At 63.8% G+C, this 22,638-nt stretch carries 22 protein-coding genes; 4 read left to right on the top strand and 18 right to left on the bottom strand.

Annotated elements, in window-relative coordinates; genetic code table 11:
• Nucleotides 1–10 precede the first annotated feature (10 nt).
• From ccmE to ccmA, 5 genes are read right to left on the bottom strand one after another with little or no spacing between them, the layout of a single operon-like run.
• A complete protein-coding gene (ccmE, locus tag AC0MAZ_RS21905) occupies nucleotides 11–466 on the bottom strand; it encodes a cytochrome c maturation protein CcmE (protein WP_110739738.1) in 456 nt (151 codons plus the stop codon).
• The gene (ccmD, locus tag AC0MAZ_RS21910; RefSeq protein WP_011534872.1) at nucleotides 463–639 is read right to left on the bottom strand and encodes a heme exporter protein CcmD; all 177 of its coding nucleotides are present in this window, start codon (nucleotides 637–639) and stop codon (nucleotides 463–465) included. The genes ccmE and ccmD overlap by 4 nt, the downstream gene beginning before the upstream one ends.
• Nucleotides 636–1,403: a heme ABC transporter permease gene (locus AC0MAZ_RS21915; RefSeq protein WP_232856545.1), complete on the bottom strand. Its 768-nt coding sequence runs from the start codon at nucleotides 1,401–1,403 to the stop codon at nucleotides 636–638. Before AC0MAZ_RS21915 ends, ccmD begins: the two co-directional genes overlap by 4 nt.
• Before the next feature lie 46 nt (nucleotides 1,404–1,449).
• Complete coding sequence (gene ccmB / locus AC0MAZ_RS21920) at nucleotides 1,450–2,118, bottom strand: heme exporter protein CcmB (RefSeq protein WP_028691018.1); 669 nt, start codon at nucleotides 2,116–2,118, stop codon at nucleotides 1,450–1,452.
• The gene (ccmA, locus tag AC0MAZ_RS21925; RefSeq protein ID WP_254463825.1) at nucleotides 2,115–2,747 is read right to left on the bottom strand and encodes a cytochrome c biogenesis heme-transporting ATPase CcmA; all 633 of its coding nucleotides are present in this window, start codon (nucleotides 2,745–2,747) and stop codon (nucleotides 2,115–2,117) included. The genes ccmB and ccmA overlap by 4 nt, the downstream gene beginning before the upstream one ends.
• A 267-nt stretch (nucleotides 2,748–3,014) precedes the next feature.
• Here ccmA and fliK point away from each other — a divergent pair, with 267 nt between their 5' ends.
• From fliK to AC0MAZ_RS21945, 4 genes are all read left to right on the top strand, one after another.
• On the top strand, nucleotides 3,015–4,577 hold the full coding sequence (gene fliK / locus AC0MAZ_RS21930) for a flagellar hook-length control protein FliK (protein WP_234560325.1): 1,563 nt from the start codon (nucleotides 3,015–3,017) through the stop codon (nucleotides 4,575–4,577).
• The gene (locus AC0MAZ_RS21935; RefSeq protein ID WP_203651676.1) at nucleotides 4,574–4,918 is read left to right on the top strand and encodes an EscU/YscU/HrcU family type III secretion system export apparatus switch protein; all 345 of its coding nucleotides are present in this window, start codon (nucleotides 4,574–4,576) and stop codon (nucleotides 4,916–4,918) included. The genes fliK and AC0MAZ_RS21935 overlap by 4 nt, the downstream gene beginning before the upstream one ends.
• A 123-nt stretch (nucleotides 4,919–5,041) precedes the next feature.
• Nucleotides 5,042–7,750 (top strand): dermonecrotic toxin domain-containing protein, encoded by a 2,709-nt coding sequence (locus AC0MAZ_RS21940; RefSeq protein WP_475859156.1) that lies wholly within the window; start codon nucleotides 5,042–5,044, stop codon nucleotides 7,748–7,750.
• A 115-nt stretch (nucleotides 7,751–7,865) separates the two neighbouring features.
• A complete protein-coding gene (locus tag AC0MAZ_RS21945) occupies nucleotides 7,866–10,571 on the top strand; it encodes a dermonecrotic toxin domain-containing protein (protein WP_475859158.1) in 2,706 nt (901 codons plus the stop codon).
• 32 nt (nucleotides 10,572–10,603) lie between these two features.
• Here the strand turns inward: AC0MAZ_RS21945 and AC0MAZ_RS21950 are convergent, their stop codons facing one another.
• From AC0MAZ_RS21950 to flhF, 13 genes are all read right to left on the bottom strand, one after another.
• Nucleotides 10,604–10,999 (bottom strand): DUF2802 domain-containing protein, encoded by a 396-nt coding sequence (locus AC0MAZ_RS21950; protein ID WP_023630608.1) that lies wholly within the window; start codon nucleotides 10,997–10,999, stop codon nucleotides 10,604–10,606.
• 1 nt (nucleotide 11,000) lies between these two features.
• Entirely contained in the window at nucleotides 11,001–11,480 is a 480-nt protein-coding gene (locus tag AC0MAZ_RS21955) for a chemotaxis protein CheW (protein WP_003254393.1), read from the bottom strand.
• A gap of 67 nt (nucleotides 11,481–11,547) precedes the next feature.
• Nucleotides 11,548–12,468: a CheW domain-containing protein gene (locus AC0MAZ_RS21960; protein ID WP_232856540.1), complete on the bottom strand. Its 921-nt coding sequence runs from the start codon at nucleotides 12,466–12,468 to the stop codon at nucleotides 11,548–11,550.
• A complete protein-coding gene (locus AC0MAZ_RS21965) occupies nucleotides 12,468–13,256 on the bottom strand; it encodes a ParA family protein (protein ID WP_203651672.1) in 789 nt (262 codons plus the stop codon). The genes AC0MAZ_RS21960 and AC0MAZ_RS21965 overlap by 1 nt, the downstream gene beginning before the upstream one ends.
• A 78-nt stretch (nucleotides 13,257–13,334) precedes the next feature.
• A complete protein-coding gene (gene motD / locus AC0MAZ_RS21970; RefSeq protein ID WP_475859159.1) occupies nucleotides 13,335–14,192 on the bottom strand; it encodes a flagellar motor protein MotD in 858 nt (285 codons plus the stop codon).
• Nucleotides 14,193–14,195: 3 nt separating this feature from the next.
• Nucleotides 14,196–14,936 (bottom strand): flagellar motor protein, encoded by a 741-nt coding sequence (locus AC0MAZ_RS21975; protein ID WP_186735477.1) that lies wholly within the window; start codon nucleotides 14,934–14,936, stop codon nucleotides 14,196–14,198.
• Entirely contained in the window at nucleotides 14,936–16,060 is a 1,125-nt protein-coding gene (locus AC0MAZ_RS21980) for a protein-glutamate methylesterase/protein-glutamine glutaminase (RefSeq protein ID WP_203651668.1), read from the bottom strand. Before AC0MAZ_RS21980 ends, AC0MAZ_RS21975 begins: the two co-directional genes overlap by 1 nt.
• Before the next feature lie 45 nt (nucleotides 16,061–16,105).
• On the bottom strand, nucleotides 16,106–18,331 hold the full coding sequence (locus tag AC0MAZ_RS21985) for a chemotaxis protein CheA (protein ID WP_203651666.1): 2,226 nt from the start codon (nucleotides 18,329–18,331) through the stop codon (nucleotides 16,106–16,108).
• 12 nt (nucleotides 18,332–18,343) lie between these two features.
• Nucleotides 18,344–19,132: a protein phosphatase CheZ gene (locus AC0MAZ_RS21990; RefSeq protein WP_203651664.1), complete on the bottom strand. Its 789-nt coding sequence runs from the start codon at nucleotides 19,130–19,132 to the stop codon at nucleotides 18,344–18,346.
• A 19-nt stretch (nucleotides 19,133–19,151) separates the two neighbouring features.
• A complete protein-coding gene (locus tag AC0MAZ_RS21995) occupies nucleotides 19,152–19,526 on the bottom strand; it encodes a chemotaxis response regulator CheY (RefSeq protein WP_023630863.1) in 375 nt (124 codons plus the stop codon).
• A gap of 104 nt (nucleotides 19,527–19,630) precedes the next feature.
• Nucleotides 19,631–20,371, bottom strand: a complete 741-nt coding sequence (fliA, locus tag AC0MAZ_RS22000; protein WP_050706656.1) for an RNA polymerase sigma factor FliA — start codon at nucleotides 20,369–20,371, stop codon at nucleotides 19,631–19,633.
• Nucleotides 20,368–21,201, bottom strand: coding sequence for a flagellar synthesis regulator FleN (fleN, locus tag AC0MAZ_RS22005; RefSeq protein ID WP_016393812.1), 834 nt, complete (start codon nucleotides 21,199–21,201; stop codon nucleotides 20,368–20,370). The genes fliA and fleN overlap by 4 nt, the downstream gene beginning before the upstream one ends.
• A gap of 114 nt (nucleotides 21,202–21,315) precedes the next feature.
• Entirely contained in the window at nucleotides 21,316–22,629 is a 1,314-nt protein-coding gene (flhF, locus tag AC0MAZ_RS22010; protein WP_475859161.1) for a flagellar biosynthesis protein FlhF, read from the bottom strand.
• Nucleotides 22,630–22,638: the final 9 nt, after the last annotated feature.

The raw sequence follows: 22,638 nt of genomic DNA on the forward strand, positions 1-22,638 counted from the left end.
AGGGCCGCATTCATGGCTTGGCCCCCGCGTCGCTGGCGGCCTGGCCGCTTTCCTTCAGGGCCTTGGTGACTTCCGGCGGCATGTATTTCTCATCGTGCTTGGCCAGCACCTCGTCGGCCACCACCACGCCGTCGGCGTTGAGCTTGCCGAGGGCGACGATGCCCTGCCCTTCGCGGAACAGGTCGGGGAGGATGCCACGGTAGGTGATCGGCACCGACTTGGCGTAGTCGGTGACCACGAAGCGCACATCGAGCGAGTCGGCAGAGCGCTGCACCGAGCCCTTCTCGACCATGCCGCCGGCGCGGATGCGGGTGTCCAGCGGCGCCTCGCCGTTGGCGATCTGCGTGGGGGTGTAGAACAGGTTGATGTTCTGCTGCAGCGCGCTCAGGGCAAAGCCCACGGCGACGCCGACACCGGCCAGCAGGCCGAGGATGATGAACAGGCGTTTCTTGCGCTGCGGATTCACGGTTTGCTCTCCCGGCGCAGACGACGCGCCTCTTCTTGCAGGTAGCGGCGACGGGCCAGCAGGGGCGCGGCGACATTCAGCGCCAGCACCGCCAGGCAGATGCCGTAGGCCGACCAGACGTACAGGCCATGGTGGCCCATGGCGAGAAAATCACTGAAGGAGGCAAAGCTCATCGTACCGCCTCCCGTCCGAGTTGCCCCAGCACCTCATCCTTGACCCAACTGGCGCGGGCTTCGCGTTTGAGCACTTCGAGGCGCATGCGCAGCAGCAGCACAGCGCCGAAGAAGCAGTAGAAACCCAGCGCGGTGAGCAGCAGCGGCAGCCACATTTCCACCGGCATGGCCGGCTTTTCGGTCAGCGTGAAGGTGGCGCCCTGGTGCAGGGTGTTCCACCACTCCACCGAGTACTTGATGATCGGGATGTTGACCACGCCGACGATGGCCAGCACCGCGCAGGCCTTGGCCGCGCTGTCGCGGTTGCTGATGGCCTGGCCCAGGGCGATGATGCCGAAGTACAGGAACAGCAGGATGAGCATGGACGTCAGCCGCGCATCCCAGACCCACCAACTGCCCCAGGTGGGCTTGCCCCAGATCGCCCCGGTAACCAAGGCCACCGCGGTCATCCAGGCGCCGATGGGCGCCGCGCACTGCAGCGCGACGTCGGCCAGTTTCATCTTCCACACCAGCCCCACCACCCCCGCCACCGCGAGCATCACGTAGCACGACTGGGCAAGCATGGCCGTCGGCACGTGGATATAGATGATGCGGAAACTGTTGCCCTGCTGGTAGTCCTGGGGGGCGAAGGCCAGGCCCCAGGTGATGCCGACCAGCAGCAGCACGACAGAGGAAACGGTCAGCCACGGCAGCATGCGGCCGCTGATGGCATAGAACCATTTTGGGGAACCCAGCTTGTGGAACCACGTCCAACTCATTTTCATCAGGGTACATCCAGGGTATTGGCCGGGCTGCGGTGCCCGAGACTCGTTATTCGCCGACGCTGATCTTCAGGCCGGCCGCGATCGCAAAGGGTGCCAGTGTCACCGCCAGGGCCGTCAGGCTGGCGAGCCAGAGCAGATGGCCGGTGGCCGGCATATTCTGCAACGCCGCCTGCAACGCACCACTGCCCAGGATCAATACAGGGATATACAACGGCAGAATCAGCAACGCCAGCAGCAGGCCGCCACGCTTGAGACCGACCGTCAGCGCCGCCCCCACCGCGCCCAGCAGGCTCAGCACCGGCGTGCCCAGCAGCAGGGAGGCGAGCAGCACCGGCAGGCAGGCGCTCGGCAGGCCCAGCATCAGCGCCAGCAGTGGCGCCAACAATACCAGCGCCAGCCCGGAAAAGATCCAGTGCGCCAGCACCTTGGCCAGCACCAGCAGGGCCAGCGGGTGCGGCGAAAGCACCCACTGTTCGAGCGAACCGTCCTCGAAATCGCTGCGGAACAACCCGTCCAGCGACAGCAGCACCGCCAGCAGGGCCGCAACCCAGACCAGTCCCGGCGACAAGGTTTGCAACAATTGTGTCTCAGGACCGACCGCCAGCGGAAACAGGGCGACGACAATGGCGAAGAACACCAGCGGATTGGCCAGCTCCGCCGGGCGGCGGAACAACAGGCGCGCCTCGCGGCGCAACAGCAGAAGGAATACGCTCATGCCGCCCATTGCCCCAGGTTCAGCTCACGGTAGCCGGATGGCTTGCGCTCGAGCGTATGGTGGGTGGTCAGCACCACGGTGCCGCCCCGCTCGCAGTGGGCCGCGAGGTGAGCTTCCAGCTGGGCCACGCCCTGCTTGTCGAGGGCGGTGAAGGGTTCGTCGAGGATCCACAGCGGCGGGCTGTCCAGGTACAGCCGTGCCAGGGCGACCCGGCGCTGCTGGCCGGCGGACAGGGTGTGACAGGGCACGTCCTCGAAACCGCGCAAGCCGACAGCCTCCAGTGCCTGCCAGATCGCCTCGCTACCAGCCGGTCGGTGCAGGGCGCAGAGCCAGGCGAGGTTCTCTTCGGCGGTAAGCAGGTCCTTGATCCCGGCGGCATGGCCGATCCACAGCAGGATGCTGGCCAGGGCATGGCGTTGTTCGGCCAATGGCTGGCCGCCGAGCAGGATCTGCCCGGCGGTGGGTTGCATGAGCCCGGCCAGCAGGCGCAGCAGGCTGGTCTTGCCGCTGCCGTTGGGGCCGCTGATCTGCAGCATGTCGCCAGCGCCCAGCTCGAAATCGAGCTGCTCGAACAGCAAGCGCCAGTCGCGCTCGCAGGCCAGGCCTGCGGCTTGGAGGTGAAGGGTCACGGTTTCGCCTTATCTATGTAGGGCTTCGGGGCGGTGTCGCCTGCTTCGCGGGTAAACCCGCTCCCACAGGGTCTTGCGCGGCATCTGAAAGCTGCGCCGTACCCTGTGGGAGCGGGTTTACCCGCGATGCAGGCAACGCCGCTCCAAAGCCCCTATGTCTCAAGTCGCCCGCCGCACTGCCGTTATACTGGCAACAATGGGCGGTCGGCATTATTACACGCGTCACCGCGCTGCCAAGAGGCCGAGTTCGACAGGTTGTATACAATCATGACTGAAATCAATAGTCTCGGCGCACAAACCGTGCCAGGGCCCCAGGCGGCCAAGGCGGCCATGACCGGCGAGCTGCTGCGCCTGCTGCAAGCGCAACCCGGCCTGCTGGCCCCGGGCGAGACGGCACGTGCCGAGGTCATGTCGATGCGCCAGGTCGGCGTGGATTTCCAGCTGCTGCTACGCCTGACCCAGGGCAACGGCAACCAGACCCAGTTGCAGGCCAATGCCAGCCAACCCCTGCCCCAGGGCAGCCAGATCACGGTCACGCAGACTGAAAGCAACCGCCTGGCGGTCATGGTGCAGCAGGTCAACGCCAACAACATCACTACCCTCACCCGCCTGGACACCAGCCAGGTTCCAGTCGGCACACTGCTGCAAGGCAAGGTCCTGACCAGCCAGCCCCTGGTTCAGAACGCCGGCGAGATCGCCAGTTTCCGCTCGCTGGTAAGCCTGCTCAACAGCAGCCAGGCCGGCGCCACCCTGGCCATCGACAGCCCGCGGCCACTGCCGATCGGCAGCCTGCTCAGCGCGCTGGTACAAGGTGACCAGTCGCTGCGCTTCGTTCCCCTGAGCGGCCGCCAGGATCAACTGGCCATTGCCCAGCAGCTGGTGACCCAGCAAGGCCGCCAGGCCTCGCTGCCTGGCTTGCTCAATGCCCTGCAGCAGGTCGCCACCTCCGGCGACGCTGGCACGCAACTGCGCGCCAGCGCCGAACGCCTGCTGGCCAGCCTGCCCGATGCCCGCCAACTGGGTGATGCGAAAAATCTGGCCCAGGCCCTGAACAACAGTGGCGCCTTCCTTGAAGCCAAGCTGCTGGGTGGCCTGGCAAGCGGCGTGGCGCCCGACCTGAAGACGCAACTGGTCAGGCTGATCGCACAGTTGCCCAATCCTCCCACGGGACAGATGCTCACGCCCGCACAGACCAGTACGTTGGCCCATGCCCTGCCCGGTTTCGCCCGCAGTGCCCTGGGCATGCTCGGCCAGGTCAGCCCGCGCCCGCAACCTGGAGCCTTCCCCCTGCCCTCGCGGCTGTTGCAGAGCCTGGAAAACGAAGGCGACCTGCAGCAATTGCTGCGCCTGGCCGCCGCCGCCATCTCGCGCCTGCAGAGCCATGCGCTGTCCAGCCTGCAGCAATCCGGACCACTGGAGAACGGCAACCAACAGACCACCTGGCAGACCGAGATCCCCATCCGCCATGGCCAGGAGTTCATTCCCCTGCAGGTCAAGCTGCAGCGCGAGGAAACGCCGGAGCAGCAAGCCGATCGCGAACGTGAAGGGCGTGATCCGCTGGAGGCCATATGGCGGATCGAACTGGCCTTCGACCTGTCACCACTCGGTCCGCTGCAGGTCCAGGCGCAACTGCTGCAAGGACGTCTGTCGGGACAGCTGTGGGCAGAGCAGGAACAGACCGCCCGCCTGATCGACAGTCAGCTCGGCACGCTGCGCGAGCGCCTGCTGGCACGCGGCCTGGATGTCGGCGACCTGGAGTGCCACCCCGGCACGCCACCGCAAGGCCCCCGCACACGCCTCGAACAACGCTGGGTGGATGAGACCGCATGAAGCACAAGCAGCCACGCCAGGCCATTGCCCTGAGCTACGACGGCCAGCAGGCCCCGACCCTGAGCGCCAAGGGCGACGACGAACTGGCCGAGGCCATCCTCGCCCTGGCCCGTGAACATGAAGTGCCGATCTACGAGAACGCCGAGCTGGTACGCCTGCTGGCCAGGCTGGAACTGGGCGAGCAGATCCCCGAGGCGCTGTACCTGACCATCGCCGAGATCATCGCCTTCGCCTGGCAATTGCGCGGCAAAGTGCCGGTGGGCTTCGACGACCAGCCTGCGCCGCCACGAGATATCACGCCCGAGCAGCTGTTCCTGCCGGCAGGCGTGGATACACGCTGACCCTGCGTGTGGCACCACTCCCAAAGGGGCAATGCCATGCTTGCGCGATAATTCATTACCGCTCCCCGACATAAGGGTTGAGTCACCGTTGTGCCTGGTTTCTCCACACAGGTCGACTCAATCATGCCTCCAACCTTCATCACCAACCTGGGCGTACAGCTCGTTCGCGATCACCTGCAGACCATCCCCCGCCCCGACAAGCACGCCGCACAAGCCATCCGTGACTGGGCCAAACGCCAGGGATCGGACCTGGATCCGGATCAGACCGACGTCGTCACCCTGCACTACCGAGGCCACCAGGCCGTCATCGTCCAGCGCCTGTCACTGACCGAAGCGGTGCTCTCGAACTGGCAAGGCGAGACCGACAAGAACCTGATCGGCCAACTGCTCCCGGGTCATTGGACCGGTACCCTGCCATCCGGCCCGTTGCAGATCGTCGATCGATTGCCTGCTCGCGAGCCATGGGCGAACGGTGCCGATCATTCAGTATTCAATGGTCTGTTCCGCCGGACCGGTAACGGCCAATACGACAGCACAACGCATCTTGCCGTGGATGTCGAAGCCCTGCAGCGCTTCATCTGGAACCTGGATTTTCACGCCCGCTTCACCGCCATGCTGGACAACTACTGGCAGCGCGCCCTGCATGGCCACCAGCTGTCCATGCGGATCAGCTTCATCACCGCCTGCAACAAGCAGGTAAGCGAAGGCTCATTGAGCGATGGAGCACGCCAGCTGGCCTGGCAGGCTGTCGGCTTGGCCCCTCGGGCGGTTGGCCTGCGAATCAGGCCACTGAACGTCTACGGCTACAGTGCCACCGATCTGCTGTGCATCACCGACAAATCCCAACCGCTCACCCTGCTCTACCTGCCAGGCAACGCCTCCCCCCTTCACGAGTTCGCCAACATGGCGGCGCTTCAGGACTGGTTCGCCAGACAGTGCCAGAACCCCGATAAACGTCAGCGCCTGCGCCAGCATTTCAACTTGGCCGACACGCCAGATGGACTGGACTTCAGCGGCCTGGACACTGCCCTCGAAGGCCTGGGCGCCTACCCGGGCATCCACTATCGCTCGCCAAACCGACCGGGATTCACCACCGACGGCCGCTGGTCACCAAGGGACTACGTCAACTACCGTCCGGACAAATACAGCCCGAAGCTCGACGGCGATCTGTTCAAAGCCCTGAGCCTGCGTCAGCGCAAGCGCAGCTATGCCAACGCTGACTTCATCGTTACCAGCAATCAGGAGGTGAACAAGGCGCGCTGGCGCGGCTATGTGGTCAATACCATCAATCTGCTGGCCCCCTTGGCCGTGGTACTGCCAGAACTGGCGCCGCTGCTTGCTCTGGGTGGCATTGCCCAGTTCGCGGCTGGGATCGATCAGGCAATCAACGGCAAGTCACTTGAAGACAAGGCCGATGGCGTGACGAACATCGAGTTCGGGCTAATGAACGCTGCACCACTTGCCTTGCGCCCATTGGCGCGAGCGCGAGTGCTGTACCCCGCCAAAGACAGGTGTTTTATCTTCCCCAGTCGGGTGAACGACCAACTGGGCTACCCATTGAGCCCGATGACGCCCCCGGCACTGCCCGAACGCCAGCTGGCCGGTCTGTTCGGTTCGACAGTCCCCCCCTTGCCCGGCGGCGACACCGCCATTGCCCAATGGCTGGCGCACGTGCCGGTCTCTGCGGACTCGCAAGCGCAGCTTCAATCCCTGTTGAATGGCTACAACACACTGGTCCTCTACGACAGTGAACATGATGCTTTCATCCTTGAGTCCGAGGCCAACGAGATAAGGCCAAGCTACTACCAGGTATCGCCAGAAGGCCATGGGCTTGTCGAGATGCCCCTGAACGCACGCACAGTCACCGACCCGATGCGCATAAGCAGCCTGCGAGCCATGGGCGTGGATGTGCAACTGCCTTTGGAAATCCCGCCCTTCGAGGCACACCTGCGCCAGCCGATCCCACGGAAGATCTCGAGCCTCTGGGTAGGCGACAAGGTGATCGCACCCAAACTGTTGACCACGCTGGTCCGCAATCAGCAACGCCTGACGAACAGCCAGTATGCCTACCGACTGTTCCTGTCCAACGCCAATGCCCAGGCCTTCGGCGCGAACCTGAGGCTACTGGCCGCACACGCACCGCATCTCGATGTGCTGACCCTGGAGGAGCAGCCGTTCTTCGCAAGGTTGCGCGAAACCAAATACTTCGAGCAGTATCAAGATGCCGTTGGCGGCGCAGGTGCAAATTTCTCTTCGGCATCCGACATCCTGCGTTATCCCCTGCTCGCCGAGGAAGGCGGATTGTACCTGGACGTCGACGATACCTTGCTTGCCGACCCGGTTCATCCGGACAATCCCAACCGCGCCGCGATCGACTCGGTGACCCTGGCCACCACACCGGACAGCCTCATTTTAGGTGGCCCGATGAACAACGACGCCCTGGGGATGCACTGCCAGTACAACACCAACATGATCGCCAGCCATGCTGGCAACCCGACGCTGCAGGCGATCTCGGACACCATGCACGAACGCTACCTGGCCAACCGTGACTTCTACGGCAACAGGCCAGTAGTGAAGGGCCCCGAATTCGATGCCTATGCCTTGCGCCTGAGCCACATGACCGGGCCCGGCCTGCTGAATGATGTCATCGACCAGCGCCTGCCAAGGCTGCGGGCACTACGGCGGATCATCAACCTGCACGCCTTGCCGCAACACAATCCGATGTACCTGGTGACCCCGATCGAACAGGCCTTGCGGGAAGCCGCGACCGGCGACATTCCGCTCAACCAGGTAGCCGAAGTCGGAAACTACCACTCGTGGGCCAAGCCCTGATGTAACAAGGGCGGCCTGACGGCCGCCCTTGTCATCAGGTGGTAAACATATACGCAAGCTTGGGGCCTCGCCGTCGCTACCGTGGAGCCTCATTTATCCACACGGATCGATTCCAATGGCTTCCACTTTCGTAAATAACGCGGGCAAACAGTTCATCCGCCGCCACCTGCAGAATATTCCCAGGCCTAGCCTATTTGCCGCCAAGGCAATCCGTGAATGGGCTGGGCAAGAGCAACATCAACTCGACCCCGACCAGACCGACGTCGTCACCCTGCACTACCGTGGCAATCAGGTCATGATTGCCCAGCGCCTTTCACTCACCCAGGCGGTGCTCTCGAACTGGCAAGGTGAAAACAACAAGGACCTGGTTGGCCAGCTATTCCCGGGTAACTGGGCAGGTACCTTGCCAGACGGCCCGCTGACCATTGTCGAACATCTGCCAGCGCTCGGACCGCTCGACAACAGCGCACGTTTCTCGGTCTTCGACGGTGTCTTCCGCAGGTCCACCCCGGCCCGCTACGACAGCACCACGCACCTGCCAGTGGATGTCGAGGCCATGCAGCGGTTCATCTGGGATCTGGACGTTCACACCCGCTTCGTCTCGATGCTGGACGAGTATTGGCAAAAGACCAGCAAAACCCATCCACAGTCTCTGCAAATAAGCTTTATCGCAGCCTGCAACAAACAGGTCCAGGAAGGTTCCTTGAGTGACGCTGGCCGTCAGTTGGCCTGGCAAGCGGCGGGACTCATGCCGAGAGCTTCCGGCCTGGAAATCAGGCCTCTGAATGTCTATGGCTACGCCGCCACCGACATCATCCAGATTGCTGACCCAGCACATCAGCCAGTACTGCTGTACCTGCCGGGAAATTCATCACCCTTCCATGAGTTCGACGGCATGAATGCCCTGAAGGACTGGTTCGCTGAACAGTGCCGCACCAGCGAAAAACGCCAGCGCCTGCGTCAGTATTTCAAAGCGGCAGACACCCCCGACGGCCTGGACTTCAGCGGCCTGGATACCGCGCTGGATGGCCTTGGCACCTTCCCGCGCTTCCACACGCGATCGCCCAACCGGCCAGGCTTCACCGTCGATGGTCCATGGCCTCCCAGGGACTACGTCAACTACAAGCCCCACAAGTACAGCCCATTGATAGAAGGCGACTTGTTCGAAGCCCTCACGCTGCGCCAGCGCAAACGCAGCTATGCCGACGCCGACTTTCTCATCACCAGCAGGACGCAAGTGACCAAGGCCCGCTGGCGTGACTACCTGGTGACCTCGATCAATCTGCTGGCGCCCCTGGCGCTGGTGGTGCCCGAACTCATACCACTGCTGGCCGTCGGTGGCATCGCGCAATTTGGCCTGGGGATCGACCAGGCAATCAACGGCAAGACGCTGGAGGACAAGGCCGACGGCGTAAGTAACATCGAGTTCGGCCTGCTCAATGCCGTCCCGCTGGTCTTGCGAGAAGCGACTCGCGTGAAAATCCTGTTCCCTGGCAAAAGCCCACGATTCGTCATGCCAACGCGAGTGAACGATCAGTTGGGTTACCCTCTTAGCCCCATGGATCCGCCCAGGCTACCCGAAGAGGGGGCCGCGCAATTCTTCGCCCCACCTCCAGAGCCAATAGCACTTCCACAAGATAGCCATCTAGGCAACTGGATCACCCGATTCATTGATGGCAATGGCGTAAAGCATATGGAGGCAACCCTGGAAGAAGCGAGGTTCGAAGTACGCTACGACAGTGAACACGATGCATTCGTCCGCAGGCCGAATAGCAAGAATGAATCGCCAACCTATTATCAGGTTTCCGAGCAGAGCAACGGCCTGGAAGTCATCGATGTCACAAACCGCCCAGTCACTGACGCCATGCGCATGAGGACAATGCGCGCACTGGGCGTCGACCTGCAACTGCCCATCAAAATCCCAACGCCCACCAGCGAAATGTTCGAACTTCCCAAGCAGATCCTGAATATCTGGGTCGGTGACAAAATCATCCCCGACAATCTGCTGAAGACCGTGGAAGCCAACGCCAGGGGGTTGCTGCATTCCAGAACCTCCTACCGGATATACCTGTCCACTGCCGATTCGAATGTATACAGCATCAACCATGCCGCGCTGCTCAAGCATGCTGAGAATCTGCAGATACTGCCGCTGGAAGAGCAAGCCTTCTACGATGACTTCCAGGACAGTCCTTACTTTGGGCAATACGAGAAGGCCATCAAAGGTGGAAATTATGCTTCGGCCTGCGACGTGCTTCGCTACCAACTACTCAACAGCGAAGGCGGCGTTTATATAGACATCGACGACACCCTGCGCACCCTTGGCGATCATCCTGACACCGATGCAATGATCGCTTCGACGCCCTTGAAAGCGACGCAAAATGGTCTTGTGCTGGGCGCCCCGATGGACAATGCACGCCTGGGCATGCATTGCGCCTACTCGAACAGCTTGATTGGCAGTCATGCAGGGAACGATACGCTGGACGCTATCTCCGATGAGATACTCAAACGCTTCGAGGACAACCCGAACTTTTATGACAGCAGACCGTTGTATGGCGCCCCCGATCATGAGACCTACGCCAAGAAACTGAACGAGATGACCGGTCCTGGCGTCCTCAACGATGTGATTGACGATGAGGACTACGAGGATCTGTCCAGGCTGCGTATCTTGCGACAAATCACCAAGCTGGAGTCAGTCCCTCAGAAAGACTTCACCTTCCTCACAAGTCCAGCCCACGCCGGCATTTCCGAGGCGCAGCGTGGCGACCAGGCGCTGAGAGACCTTGTGACGGTAGGCAACAACAATTCGTGGGCGAAACCCTGATACAAGCCGGGCGACTTGCGTCGCCCGGATCATCACTCGCCGCGGTGCAGCTTGCTCATCAACTGCGCCTCGGCCTGGGTCAACCCGCAGGTCTGGGTCAGCTCCTCGACGCTCGCGCCCATCCCCACCAGCTTGGCGGCCTGGGCGAAGGTGACGCTGTTGGGGTCGCGCTGCTCCAGTTGCTGGAGCTTCTCGGGCAACGGCGCGACCACCGCGCGCAGTTCATGGATCGCCTCGCCCATGCGCACGGTGCCGTTCTGGTAGTCGTCCAGGCGCTTGGCCAGGTCCTTGATGCGCTGGTCACGCAGCGCATCGCCCTGGGCCTGCTGGGCGGCCAGCTCGCGCTGGCGTTTGCTGTAGTTGAGGAAGAACCACAGGCTCAGCGCCCAGAGCAGCGCCAGGAAGATGACAGCAACCTCGAAGATCAACTCAGATGTTCTCCAGCTCGGACCACTCTTCCTCGGTCATCATCTTGTCCAGCTCGACCAGGATCAACAGTTCGCCGTTCTTGTTGCAGACGCCCTGGATGAACTTGGCCGACTCTTCGTTGCCGACGTTCGGTGCGGTCTCGATCTCCGACTGACGCAGGTAGACCACTTCGGCGACGCTATCGACCAGGATACCGACCACCTGCTTGTCCGCCTCGATGATGACGATGCGGGTGTTGTCGGTGACTTCGGTCGGCATCAGGCCGAAGCGCTGGCGGGTGTCGATCACCGTCACCACGTTGCCGCGCAGGTTGATGATGCCCAGCACGTAGCTGGGTGCGCCCGGAACCGGAGCGATCTCGGTGTAGCGCAGGACTTCCTGCACCTGCATGACGTTGATGCCGTAGGACTCGTTGTCCAGACGGAAGGTTACCCACTGCAGGATCGGATCTTCGGAACCTTGTGCAGACGACTTTTTCATTCCCCTAGCCCTCAAAATCCGCCATCGGCGGTGTGCTCTGTGTTGCCGCGGCAGTAGCGGCGTTGATTCAGTTGTGTTTGGTGTTCATCTGCTTGACCGCGCCACTGGCGATCAGCTCGGCCAGTTCGGCGACATCGAGCAGCGCGCACATGTGTTCGATCACCGTGCCGGCCAGCCACGGGCGTTGACCACGCTGGCTGCGCCACTTGATCTCGTTCGGGTCCAGGCGCAGCGAGCGGCTGACCTGGTGCACGGCCAACCCCCACTCGTAGCCCTGGACCGAAATCACGTACTGCAGACCCTGGCGGAAGTCGTCGCGGTAGCGATCCGGCATCACCCAGCGCGCCGTGTCGAGCACCTTGAGGTTGCCCGCCTGGCAGCTGAGGATGCCGAGGAACCAGTCCGGCTGGCCGAACAATGGTGTCAGCTCCTGGCCGGCCAGGGTGTAGATCGAGCCCAAGCACACCAGCGGTACCGCCAGGGTCAGCCCGGCGACATCGAACAGCAGGCACTCGAACGGTTCGGCGGCCCAATCCGGACGGCCATCGACGCTGGCCGGCGGTGTAGGCGCGGCGGGTGCCACCGTCACATTGAGCTCCACCAGCGGCGCCACGGGCTCGATGGCCTGGGTTTCACTCAGGACCGGGATGCTGGCTTCAGCCACCACCTCGGTCTCGACCACGGCGACCACCGGTTCCACCACCGGCGCGGCAGGCGGCAGCACGGTCGGCAGGACCTTCGCCTGCGGCTCGGCAAAGGGCCGCGCCGCAGGCAGGGCCGGGGCCACCTGACGCTGGGCGTCACGAGCCTGTTCCTCGCGGACCGCGGCTTCGAAGTCATCGCCGGGGGCCTGCTCGACAGGCTCCTCGACAGGTGCCTCCAGCTCCGCCGGCAGCTCGAACGACTCGGTGGCCTCCTGCAACAGCCCATCGAGATAGGACTGCAAGGCCATCTGTGGCTTGGTGGTGATGTGCCGTGCCTGGTTCATCACGCCACCTGCAATGCGGAACGGTAGGTGAGCATATGCTTGAGCAGCGCCCGGTAGGCCACCACGCCACGGCTCTTGCCGTCGAACTGCGAAGGCGTGACGCCATTGCGGCTGGCGTCACGCAGGCGCGTGTCCACCGGAATGTAGCCCTGCCAGACCTGGTCGCCATAGGTGTCACGCAGCACCTTCAAGGTGCCCAGCGACGCCTGGGTGCGGCGGTCGAACAGGGTCGGCACGATCTGGTAGGGCAGCGCCTGCTTGCGCGAACGGTTGATCATGCCCAGGGTGCTGACCATGCGTTCCAGGCCCTTGACCGCAAGGAACTCGGTCTGCACCGGGATCACCAACTGCTGGCTGGCGGCCAAGGCGTTGACCATCAGCACGCCCAGCAACGGCGGGCTGTCGATCAAGGCGAAGTCGAAATCCTGCCACAGCTGCGCCAGACTCTTGGCGATCACCAGGCCCAGGCCACTCTGCCCCGGCGACTGGCGCTCCAGCACCGCCAGTGCGGTGCTTGACGGCAGAAGCGAAATACGTTCGTCGCTGGTCGGCAGCAGCAATTGGCCCGGCAGGCCCTCGGGCACCGTGCCCTTGTGCAGGAACAGGTCGTAGCAACTGTGCTCGAGCGCATCGGGGTTGTGCCCGAAGTAGCTGGTCATCGAGCCGTGCGGGTCGAGGTCGACCACGACCACGCGCTTGCCCGCCTCGGCCAGCAGGCCGGCCAGGGCGATGGTGGTGGTGGTCTTGCCGACACCACCTTTTTGATTGGCTACTGCCCAGACTCTCATCGTGCGTTGCTTCCTCCCGGTATGGCCGCCTGCCCTGCCGGGAACGGTGTGAAATTCAGTGACGGGGATTTGACGAAATCAGCCCCCGGTCGACGGCGCTGGCGAGGCTGGTGCACTTTGTGTGCCAGCCCGACGCATCGCCGCATCCGGGGTGGCATTGGCGCTGCCGCTGCCAGTCAGGCTGCGGCGCACCTCCAGGTTGCGCGAGATCACCAGCACCACCCGGCGGTTGCGCGCACGGCCTTCGGCGGTGTCGTTGCCAGCCACCGGCTGGTACTCGCCATACCCCACCGAGGCCATGCGCCCCGGGCTGACCCCTTCCATGGCCAGCAGCCGGACAATGCTCGCCGCCCGCGCCGACGACAGCTCCCAGTTGGTCGGGTACTGGGCGGTGCGGATCGGCAGGTTGTCGGTGAAGCCCTCGACGTGCACCGGGTTGGCGAACGGCCTGAGGATCTTCGCCACCTTCTCGATGATCTCGAAGGCGACATCGCTGGGCATGGCGTCGGCGCTGGCGAACAGCAGCGAGGAGTTGAGCTCGATCTCCACCCACAGTTCGTTGCCGCGCACGGTCATCTGGTTGGACTTGATCAGGTCGCCAAAGGCGTCGCGGACATCGTCGGTGATGGTCCTGAGCGGGTCGGCGCTGGTCTGGGCCAGGCCCGCATCGGTCTGCTCGCTGTCCTTGATCAGCGGCTCGGCGGGCTTGACGCTCAACGGCCGCTCGTCACCGATGGGGATCGGCTTCATGCTGCGCTCGGGGTCGTTGAATACCCCGATCAGTGCCTGGGAAATCTGCTTGTACTTGCCCTCGTTGATCGACGAGATCGAGTACATGACCACGAAGAAGGCGAACAGCAGGGTGATGAAGTCGGCATACGAGACCAGCCAGCGTTCGTGGTTCTCGTGCTCTTCGATCTTGCGACGACGGGCCATGGCTTACTCCATGAAGCCTTGCAGCTTCAGCTCGATCGAGCGTGGGTTCTCGCCTTCGGCGATCGACAGCAGGCCTTCGAGCAGCATCTCGCGGTAACGCGACTGCCGCAGGGTGATGGCCTTGAGCTTGTTGGCGACCGGCAGCAGGATCAGGTTGGCGCTGGCCACGCCGTAGATGGTGGCGACGAAGGCCACGGCAATGCCGTTGCCCAGCTGCGACGGGTCGGCCAGGTTGCCCATCACGTGGATCAGGCCCATCACCGCACCGATGATGCCGATGGTCGGCGCGTAGCCGCCCATGCTCTCGAACACCTTGGCGGCCTGTATGTCGCGGGCCTCCTGGGTCAGGAAGTCGACTTCAAGGATGCTGCGGATAGCCTCGGGCTCGGCGCCGTCGACCAACAGCTGCAGGCCTTTGCGTGCATAGGGATCGGGCTCGGCGTCGGCCACGCCCTCCAGCCCCAGCAGGCCTTCCTTGCGTGCGGTCAGGCTCCAGTTCACCACCCGGTCGATACCACCGGGCAGGTCCACCCGCGGCGGGAAGAAGATCCAGCGCACGATCTGCAGCGCGCGCTTGAACGACGACAGCGGCGACTGCAGCAACGCAGCTGCCAGGGTACCGCCCAGCACGATCAATGCCGCCGGGCCGTTGATCAGCGCACCGACGTGGCCACCCTCGAGGAAGTTGCCGCCGACAATGGCGACAAAGGCGAGGATCAGGCCGATAAGGCTCAACACATCCATCAGACGCAGGCCTCGACCAGGTGCTTGCCGATCTCGTCCAGGCTGTACACGGCATCGGCCAGGTTGGCCTTGACGATGGCCATGGGCATGCCATAGATCACGCAGCTGGCTTCATCCTGTGCCCACACGGTGCTGCCACCCTGCTTGAGCAGGCGCGCGCCTTCGCGACCGTCGGCGCCCATGCCGGTGAGCACCACCGAGAGCACCTTGTCGCCATAGGACTTGGCGGCGGAGCCGAAGGTGATGTCGACGCAAGGTTTGTAGTTCAGGCGCTCGTCACCCGGCAGGATCTTCACCGTGCCACGACCGTCGACCATCATCTGCTTGCCACCCGGGGCCAGCAGCGCCAGGCCGGGACGCAGCACGTCACCGTCCTCGGCTTCCTTGACGCTGATCTTGCACAGTTTGTCCAGGCGCTCGGCGAAGGCCTTGGTGAACGCCGCCGGCATGTGCTGGATCAGCACGATCGGCGCCGGGAATCCGGCAGGCAACTGGGTCAGCACCCGCTGCAGCGCCACCGGACCACCGGTGGAGGTGCCGATGGCGACCAGCTTGTACGGCTTGCGCTTGGGCGCCGGCGAATGCGCGGTGGCCGGTGCCGCGGTACGCACCGGGGCGGTCGTGCGCGCAGGTGCGGTGCTGGCGAAGCTGCTGGCCGGCGCATGACTGCTGGCTGGAGCTGGCGCGGCAGTCGGCGCCGGGCTGGAATAGGCGCTGAAACGGCGATTGCTGCGCGAGATGGTGTGGACCTTCTCGCAGAGCATCTGCTTGACCTTTTCCGGGTTGCGCGAGATGTCCTCGAAGTTCTTCGGCAGGTAGTCGACCGCGCCGGCGTCCAGGGCGTCGAGGGTGACGCGGGCGCCTTCGTGGGTCAGCGAGGAGAACATCAACACCGGCGTCGGGCAGCGCTGCATGATGTGCCGCACCGCGGTGATGCCGTCCATCATGGGCATTTCATAGTCCATGGTAATGACATCGGGCTTGAGCGCCAGCGCCTGGTCGATCGCTTCCTTGCCGTTGGTCGCGGTACCCACGACCTGGATCGTCGGGTCCGCCGAGAGAATTTCCGAGACACGGCGGCGGAAGAAACCGGAATCATCCACCACCAGGACCTTGACTGCCATAAACACTCCATTAGGCGGCGCACCCGCCAGGGCGCGCCACCGAAATCAAATACGCCGGGCGGCGTAACGCTTGAGCATGCTCGGGACGTCGAGGATCAGCGCGATCCGGCCGTCACCGGTGATGGTCGCGCCGGACATGCCCGGGGTGCCCTGCAGCATCTTGCCCAGAGGCTTGATCACCACCTCTTCCTGGCCGACCAGCTGGTCGACGACGAAGCCGATGCGCTGGGTGCCGACCGACAGGATCACCACATGGCCTTCGTGCTGCTCCTCGTGCTCGTGGTCCTGGACCAGCCAGCGCTTGAGGTAGAACAGCGGCAGCGCCTTGTCGCGCACGATCACCACTTCCTGGCCGTCGACCACGTTGGTGCGCGACAGGTCGAGGTGGAAGATCTCGTTGACGTTGACCAGCGGGAAGGCGAACGCCTGGTTGCCCAGCATCACCATCAGGGTCGGCATGATCGCCAGGGTCAGCGGCACCTTGATGACGATCTTCGAGCCCTGGCCCTTGGCCGAAAAGATGTTGATCGAGCCGTTGAGCTGGGAAATCTTGGTCTTCACCACGTCCATGCCGACGCCACGGCCGGATACATCGGAGATCTCGGTCTTGGTCGAGAAGCCCGGGGCGAAGATCAGGTTGTAGCAGTCCGACTCGCTCAGGCGATCGGCCGCGTCCTTGTCCATCAGGCCCTTCTCCACGGCCTTGGCGCGCAGGATGCTCGGGTCCATGCCCTTGCCGTCGTCGGAGATCGACAGCAGGATGTGGTCGCCCTCCTGCTCGGCGGACAGCACCACCCGGCCCATGCGCGACTTGCCAGAGGCCTCGCGCTCATCGGGCATCTCGACGCCATGGTCGACGGCGTTGCGCACCAAGTGCACCAACGGGTCGGCCAGGGCCTCGACCAGGTTCTTGTCGAGGTCGGTCTCTTCACCGACCAGCTCGAGGTTGATCTCTTTCTTGAGCTGGCGGGCCAGGTCGCGGACCAGGCGCGGGAAGCGGCCGAAGACTTTCTTGATCGGCTGCATGCGGGTCTTCATGACCGCGGTCTGCAGGTCGGCGGTGACCACGTCGAGGTTGGACACGGCCTTGGACATGGCCTCGTCGCCGCTGTTGAGCCCCAGGCGCACCAGGCGGTTACGCACCAGCACCAGTTCGCCGACCATGTTCATGATCTCGTCCAGGCGCGCGGTATCGACCCGCACGGTGGTTTCCGCCTCGCTGGCGCCGTGCTTCTCGGCGGCAGGCGCCGGAGCGCGGGCCGGTGCGGCAGGCTTGGCGGCGGCAGCCGGAGCTGCGGCGGGCGCGGCGGCCGGTGCCGGCTTGGCAACTGGCTTGACCTCGGCCTTGGCCGCGACAGGTGCGGCAACGGCAGCGGCAGGCGCTTCGGCGGTGACTGCGTCACCGGAGAACTTGCCCTTGCCGTGCAACTGGTCGAGCAGCGCCTCGAATTCGTGTTCGCTGATGCTCTCGTCGCCCGCAGCGGATGCGGCGCTGGCCGCTGGCGCGGCGGCGCCTGGCAGTGCGTCGACGGCGAAGGTGCCTTTGCCGTGCAACTGGTCGAGCAGCGATTCGAACTCGTCGTCGGTGATCTCATCGCTGGCCGGGGCGGCTGCCGCAGGCGCGCTGACGGCGGCATCGGCCGAGAACTGGCCCTTGCCGTGCAGCTGGTCAAGCAGCGACTCGAACTCGGCGTCGGTGATCTCGTCACCGCCGCCGCTGATTTCTTCACCCTGCAGTTGCTCATGAGCCTGAGCTTCGGCCTTGACCGCATCGAGCGAGTCGAGCAGCTGCTCGAACTCGGTATCGGTGATGTCGGGCTCGGCAGCCGCAGCTTCAACCACGGGCGCGGCTTCGACCACCGGGGCCGGCGCTTCGGCGCCACCGGGCTCGGCCAGGCGCGACAGCGCCGCCAGCAGCTCCGGCGTGGCCGGCGTGACATCGGTACGTTCGCGCACCTGGCCGAACATGCTGTTGACCGTGTCGAGGGCCTCGAGCACCACGTCCATCAGTTCCGCGTCAACCCGGCGCTCACCTTTGCGCAGAATGTCGAACACGTTCTCGGCAATGTGGCAGCACTCCACCAACTCATTGAGCTGAAGGAAGCCGGCGCCCCCTTTTACAGTGTGGAAACCGCGGAAAATCGCGTTGAGCAGGTCCGCATCATCGGGCCGGCTTTCCAGCTCGACCAATTGCTCGGACAGTTGCTCGAGGATTTCGCCGGCTTCTACCAGGAAATCCTGAAGGATTTCTTCATCGGCGCCGAAGCTCATTAAACGTGCTCCTTAAAAACCCAGGCTGGACAACAGATCGTCGACATCGTCCTGGCTGGACACGACGTCTTCACGCTTATCGGCATGAATCTGCGGACCTTCACCCCGAGTCGGATGTTTTTCTTGATCTTTTTCAGCGCGCAGCTGCTGGTGGTCATGTTCGATCCCGGCAAAGCGGTCGACCTGGCTTGCCATCAGCACGAGCTTGAGCAGATTGCTTTCGACTTCGGTGACCAGCGCGGTCACCCGTTTGATCACCTGGCCGGTGAGATCCTGATAATCCTGGGCCAGGACGATATCGTTGAGATGGCCGGCGACCTTCTGGTTACCTTCGGCGCTGTGCGCCAGGAAACTGTCCACACGCTTGACCAGCTCACGGAATTCCGGCGCTGCCACCTCGCGGCGCATGAAGCGCTGCCAGTCGGCGGACAGGCTCTGGGCCTCGGCGGCGAGGTCGTTGAGCACCGGGGTGCACGCCTCCGCCAGGTCCATGGTGCGGTTGGCCGCACCTTCGGTGAGGCGAACCACGTAGGAGAGGCGTTCGGCGGCGTCGGTAATCTGCGACACTTCCTCGGCCTGCGGCATGGACGGGTCGATCTGGAAGTTGACGATTGCACTGTGCAGTTCACGGGTGAGCTTGCCGACCTCCTGGTACAGCCCGCGGTCGCGGGTCTGGTTCAGTTGGTGGATCAGCTGCACCGCATCACCGAACCGGCCGCGCTCGAGGCTCTCGACCAGCTCCTGGGCATGCTTCTTCAGGGTTGATTCAAACTCACCCAAAGAGTTGTTGGTTGACTCCATTGCGCCCCCCAGACGTGACTCAGCCGTTGACGCGTTCGAAGATCTTCTCGATCTTTTCTTTCAGCGCCAGGGCGGTGAAAGGCTTGACCACATAGCCGTTTACGCCGGCCTGGGCAGCTTCGATGATCTGCTCGCGCTTGGCTTCGGCGGTGACCATCAACACCGGCAGGTGCTTGAGGCGCTCGTCGGCACGGACCGCGCGCAGCAGGTCGATACCGGTCATGCCCGGCATGTTCCAGTCGGTTACCAGGAAGTCAAAGTGCTCACTGGTGAGCATCGGCAGTGCCGTGTTGCCGTCATCGGCTTCCTTGACGTTGGTGAAACCCAGATCACGCAACAGGTTCTTGATGATCCGCCGCATCGTCGAGAAGTCGTCAACGATGAGGATTTTCATGTCTTTGTTCAATTAGACCTCCAAGCAGTCTTAAACGCGCTCGGCGCCGAGCGCGCACTCAATCAATTCGGCACCACAAAAAAACGACTGCATCGAACCTTGGCTCAACGCGCCCGCCATTCACCCAGGCGACTGCGCAGACGTGCCGCGCACTGGCTGTGCAACTGGCTGACACGCGATTCGCTGACCCCCAGCACCTCACCAATTTCCTTGAGGTTCAGCTCTTCGTCGTAGTACAGCGCCAGCACCAGGCGCTCGCGTTCCGGCAGGTTGGCGATCGCCTCGGCCAATGCGGCCTGGAAGCGCTCGTCCTCCAGGTCCCGCGCCGGCTCCAGCTGGTTGCTGGCGCCATCCTCGTGCAGCCCCTCGTGTTCGCCGTCCTGCAGCAGGTCGTCGAAACTGAACAGGCGACTGCCCAGGGTGTCGTTCAAAATCCCGTAGTAATCATCGAGACTCAATTGGAGTTCGGCAGCAACCTCGTGATCTTTAGCGTCGCGCCCCGTCTTTGCTTCAACGCAGCGAATCGCGTCGCTGACCATGCGCGTGTTGCGGTGCACCGAGCGTGGCGCCCAGTCACCCTTGCGCACCTCGTCGAGCATGGCGCCGCGGATGCGGATACCGGCATAGGTCTCGAAACTGGCGCCCTTGCTGGCATCGTATTTGTTGGCCACTTCCAGCAGGCCGATCATCCCGGCCTGGATCAGGTCCTCGACCTGGACGTTGGCTGGCAGGCGCGCCAGCAGGTGGTAGGCGATACGCTTGACCAGTGGCGCGTAGCGTTCGATCAGCTCGTACTGAGCGTCCTTGGCGGCCTTGCTGTACATCTTGAAACCACTCGCGTTCATAACACTGGCCCTGCACTGGTGGGCTGCACCAGGCGCTCGACGAAGAATTCCAGGTGCCCGCGCGGGTTGGCAGGCAACGGCCAGCTGTCGACCTTCTGCGCGATGGCCTTGAACGCCAGCGCGCACTTGGAGCGCGGGAAGGCCTCGTAGACCGCCCGCTGCTTCTGCACGGCCTTGCGCACACACTCGTCGTACGGCACGGCGCCGACGTATTGTAGGGCGACGTCGAGGAAGCGGTCGGTGACCTTGGTCAACTTGGCGAACAGGTTGCGCCCTTCCTGCGGGCTCTGGGCCATGTTGGCCAGCACGCGGAACCGATTCATCCCGTAGTCGCGGTTGAGCAGCTTGATCAGGGCGTAGGCGTCGGTGATCGAGGTGGGCTCGTCACACACCACCAGCAACACTTCCTGGGCCGCGCGGACAAAGCTGACCACCGAGTCACCAATACCCGCAGCGGTGTCGATCACCAGCACGTCGAGGTTGTCGCCGATCTCGCTGAAGGCCTGGATCAGGCCAGCGTGCTGGGCGGGCGCCAGGTGCACCATGCTCTGGGTGCCGGACGCCGCCGGGACGATGCGCACGCCGCCGGGGCCCTGCAGCAGCACATCGCGCAGCTCGCAGCGGCCTTCGATGACGTCGGCCAGGGTGCGCTTGGGCGTGAGCCCCAGCAGAACGTCGACATTGGCCAGGCCCAGGTCGGCGTCCAGCAACATGACCCGGCGGCCGAGTTCGGCCAGCGCCAGGGACAGGTTCACTGAAACGTTAGTCTTGCCGACGCCACCTTTGCCACCGGTCACGGCGATCACCTGTACGGGATGCATGCTACCCATGTCTGTTCTTTACCTTGTCTCGCTTGGACCCAGGCCACATGAGGGGCTGAACGTTCAAGGCCACGGTCCGGCCGGGCAACCCCATGATGTAGGTACTTTGCACAGTATTCACCCTCAACCCGCACGCTTGCCAGGGTTGTGGTAGAGATCAGCGAACATGTCGGCCATGGCCTCGTCGCTGGGCTCGTCCTGCAACTGCACGCTGACCGCGCGACTCACCAGCTGGTGCTTGCGCGGCAGTTGCAGGTCGTCAGGAATGCGCGGCCCATCGGTCAGATAGGCCACCGGCAGTTCATGACTGATGGCAAGGCTCAGCACTTCGCCGAGGCATGCCGTTTCATCGAGCTTGGTCAGGATGCAACCGGCCAGGCCGCAGCGCTTGTAGCTGTGGTAGGCGGCGGTGAGCACCTGCTTCTGGCTGGTGGTTGCCAGCACCAGGTAATTCTTGGCGGCGATGCCGCGCCCGGCCAGGGTCTCGAGCTGCATGCGCAGCGCCGGGTCGCTGGCCTGCAGGCCGGCGGTGTCGATCAGCACCACGCGCTTGCGCAGCAGTGGTTCCAGCGCCTGGGCCAGCGACTCGCCCGGGTCGACATAGGTGACCGGCACGTTGAGGATGCGCCCCAGGGTCTTGAGCTGCTCCTGGGCGCCGATGCGGAAGCTGTCCATGCTGACCAGCGCCAGGTTGTTCGCGCCGTACTTGAGCACGTAGCGGGCGGCCAGCTTGGCCAGGGTGGTGGTCTTGCCCATGCCGGCCGGGCCGACCATGGCGATGACCCCGCCCTCCTCGATCGGTTCGATCTCGGGCACTTCGATCATCCGCGCCAGGTGTGCCAGGACCATGCGCCAGGCATGACGTGGGTCTTCGATTTCGGCAGTGAGGTCGAGCAACTCGCGGGCCAGGCCACCGGACAGGCCGAGGCGCTGCAGACGGCGCCAGAGGTTGGCCTGCTGTGGCTTGCTGCCCTGCAGCTGGCTCCAGGCGAGCGAACCGAGCTGGACTTCCAGCAGCTCGCGCAGGCCGGTCAGCTCGGAGCGCATGGCATCGAACAGACGCGGATCGACGGGGGCCGCAGCAGGCGCAACGGCTACCGCCGGCTCATCGACATGCGGTTCGATCAACGGCTCGGACGCAGTCAGCGACTGGCCGGCAAACAATTGCCGGTTGCCGCCTTCGACGGCATCACCGCGCCCGGTCAATTCGGCCTGGGCGGTGACGATGCGCGACTGCGTCTTGCGCAACTCGTCCTCGAGCTCCGCATTGGGCACGCGTGGGGCCAGGGCGGACAGCTTGTAGTCCAGCGCGGCCGTCAGTTCGACACCGCCAGCGATGCGGCGGTTGCCGATGATGGCGGCGTCGGAGCCGAGCTCATCCCGGACCAGCTTCATGGCCTGACGCATATCGGCGGCGAAAAAACGCTTAACTTGCATAACCCACTA

This window comes from Pseudomonas sp. A, from assembly GCF_056270345.1.

Coding starts and splice junctions, on each gene's coding strand:
- AC0MAZ_RS21940 (WP_475859156.1), top strand. CDS start 5,042: ATGCCTCCAACCTTCATCACCAACCTGGGCGTACAGCTCGTTCGCGAT.
- AC0MAZ_RS21945 (WP_475859158.1), top strand. CDS start 7,866: ATGGCTTCCACTTTCGTAAATAACGCGGGCAAACAGTTCATCCGCCGC.
- flhF (WP_475859161.1), bottom strand. CDS start 22,629: ATGCAAGTTAAGCGTTTTTTCGCCGCCGATATGCGTCAGGCCATGAAG.
- fleN (WP_016393812.1), bottom strand. CDS start 21,201: ATGGGTAGCATGCATCCCGTACAGGTGATCGCCGTGACCGGTGGCAAA.
- fliK (WP_234560325.1), top strand. CDS start 3,015: ATGACTGAAATCAATAGTCTCGGCGCACAAACCGTGCCAGGGCCCCAG.
- ccmD (WP_011534872.1), bottom strand. CDS start 639: ATGAGCTTTGCCTCCTTCAGTGATTTTCTCGCCATGGGCCACCATGGC.
- AC0MAZ_RS21990 (WP_203651664.1), bottom strand. CDS start 19,132: ATGGAGTCAACCAACAACTCTTTGGGTGAGTTTGAATCAACCCTGAAG.
- AC0MAZ_RS21985 (WP_203651666.1), bottom strand. CDS start 18,331: ATGAGCTTCGGCGCCGATGAAGAAATCCTTCAGGATTTCCTGGTAGAA.
- AC0MAZ_RS21980 (WP_203651668.1), bottom strand. CDS start 16,060: ATGGCAGTCAAGGTCCTGGTGGTGGATGATTCCGGTTTCTTCCGCCGC.
- motD (WP_475859159.1), bottom strand. CDS start 14,192: ATGGCCCGTCGTCGCAAGATCGAAGAGCACGAGAACCACGAACGCTGG.
- AC0MAZ_RS21960 (WP_232856540.1), bottom strand. CDS start 12,468: ATGAACCAGGCACGGCACATCACCACCAAGCCACAGATGGCCTTGCAG.
- AC0MAZ_RS21995 (WP_023630863.1), bottom strand. CDS start 19,526: ATGAAAATCCTCATCGTTGACGACTTCTCGACGATGCGGCGGATCATC.
- AC0MAZ_RS21975 (WP_186735477.1), bottom strand. CDS start 14,936: ATGGATGTGTTGAGCCTTATCGGCCTGATCCTCGCCTTTGTCGCCATT.
- fliA (WP_050706656.1), bottom strand. CDS start 20,371: ATGAACGCGAGTGGTTTCAAGATGTACAGCAAGGCCGCCAAGGACGCT.
- AC0MAZ_RS21965 (WP_203651672.1), bottom strand. CDS start 13,256: ATGAGAGTCTGGGCAGTAGCCAATCAAAAAGGTGGTGTCGGCAAGACC.
- AC0MAZ_RS21935 (WP_203651676.1), top strand. CDS start 4,574: ATGAAGCACAAGCAGCCACGCCAGGCCATTGCCCTGAGCTACGACGGC.
- AC0MAZ_RS21955 (WP_003254393.1), bottom strand. CDS start 11,480: ATGAAAAAGTCGTCTGCACAAGGTTCCGAAGATCCGATCCTGCAGTGG.
- ccmB (WP_028691018.1), bottom strand. CDS start 2,118: ATGAGCGTATTCCTTCTGCTGTTGCGCCGCGAGGCGCGCCTGTTGTTC.
- AC0MAZ_RS21915 (WP_232856545.1), bottom strand. CDS start 1,403: ATGAAAATGAGTTGGACGTGGTTCCACAAGCTGGGTTCCCCAAAATGG.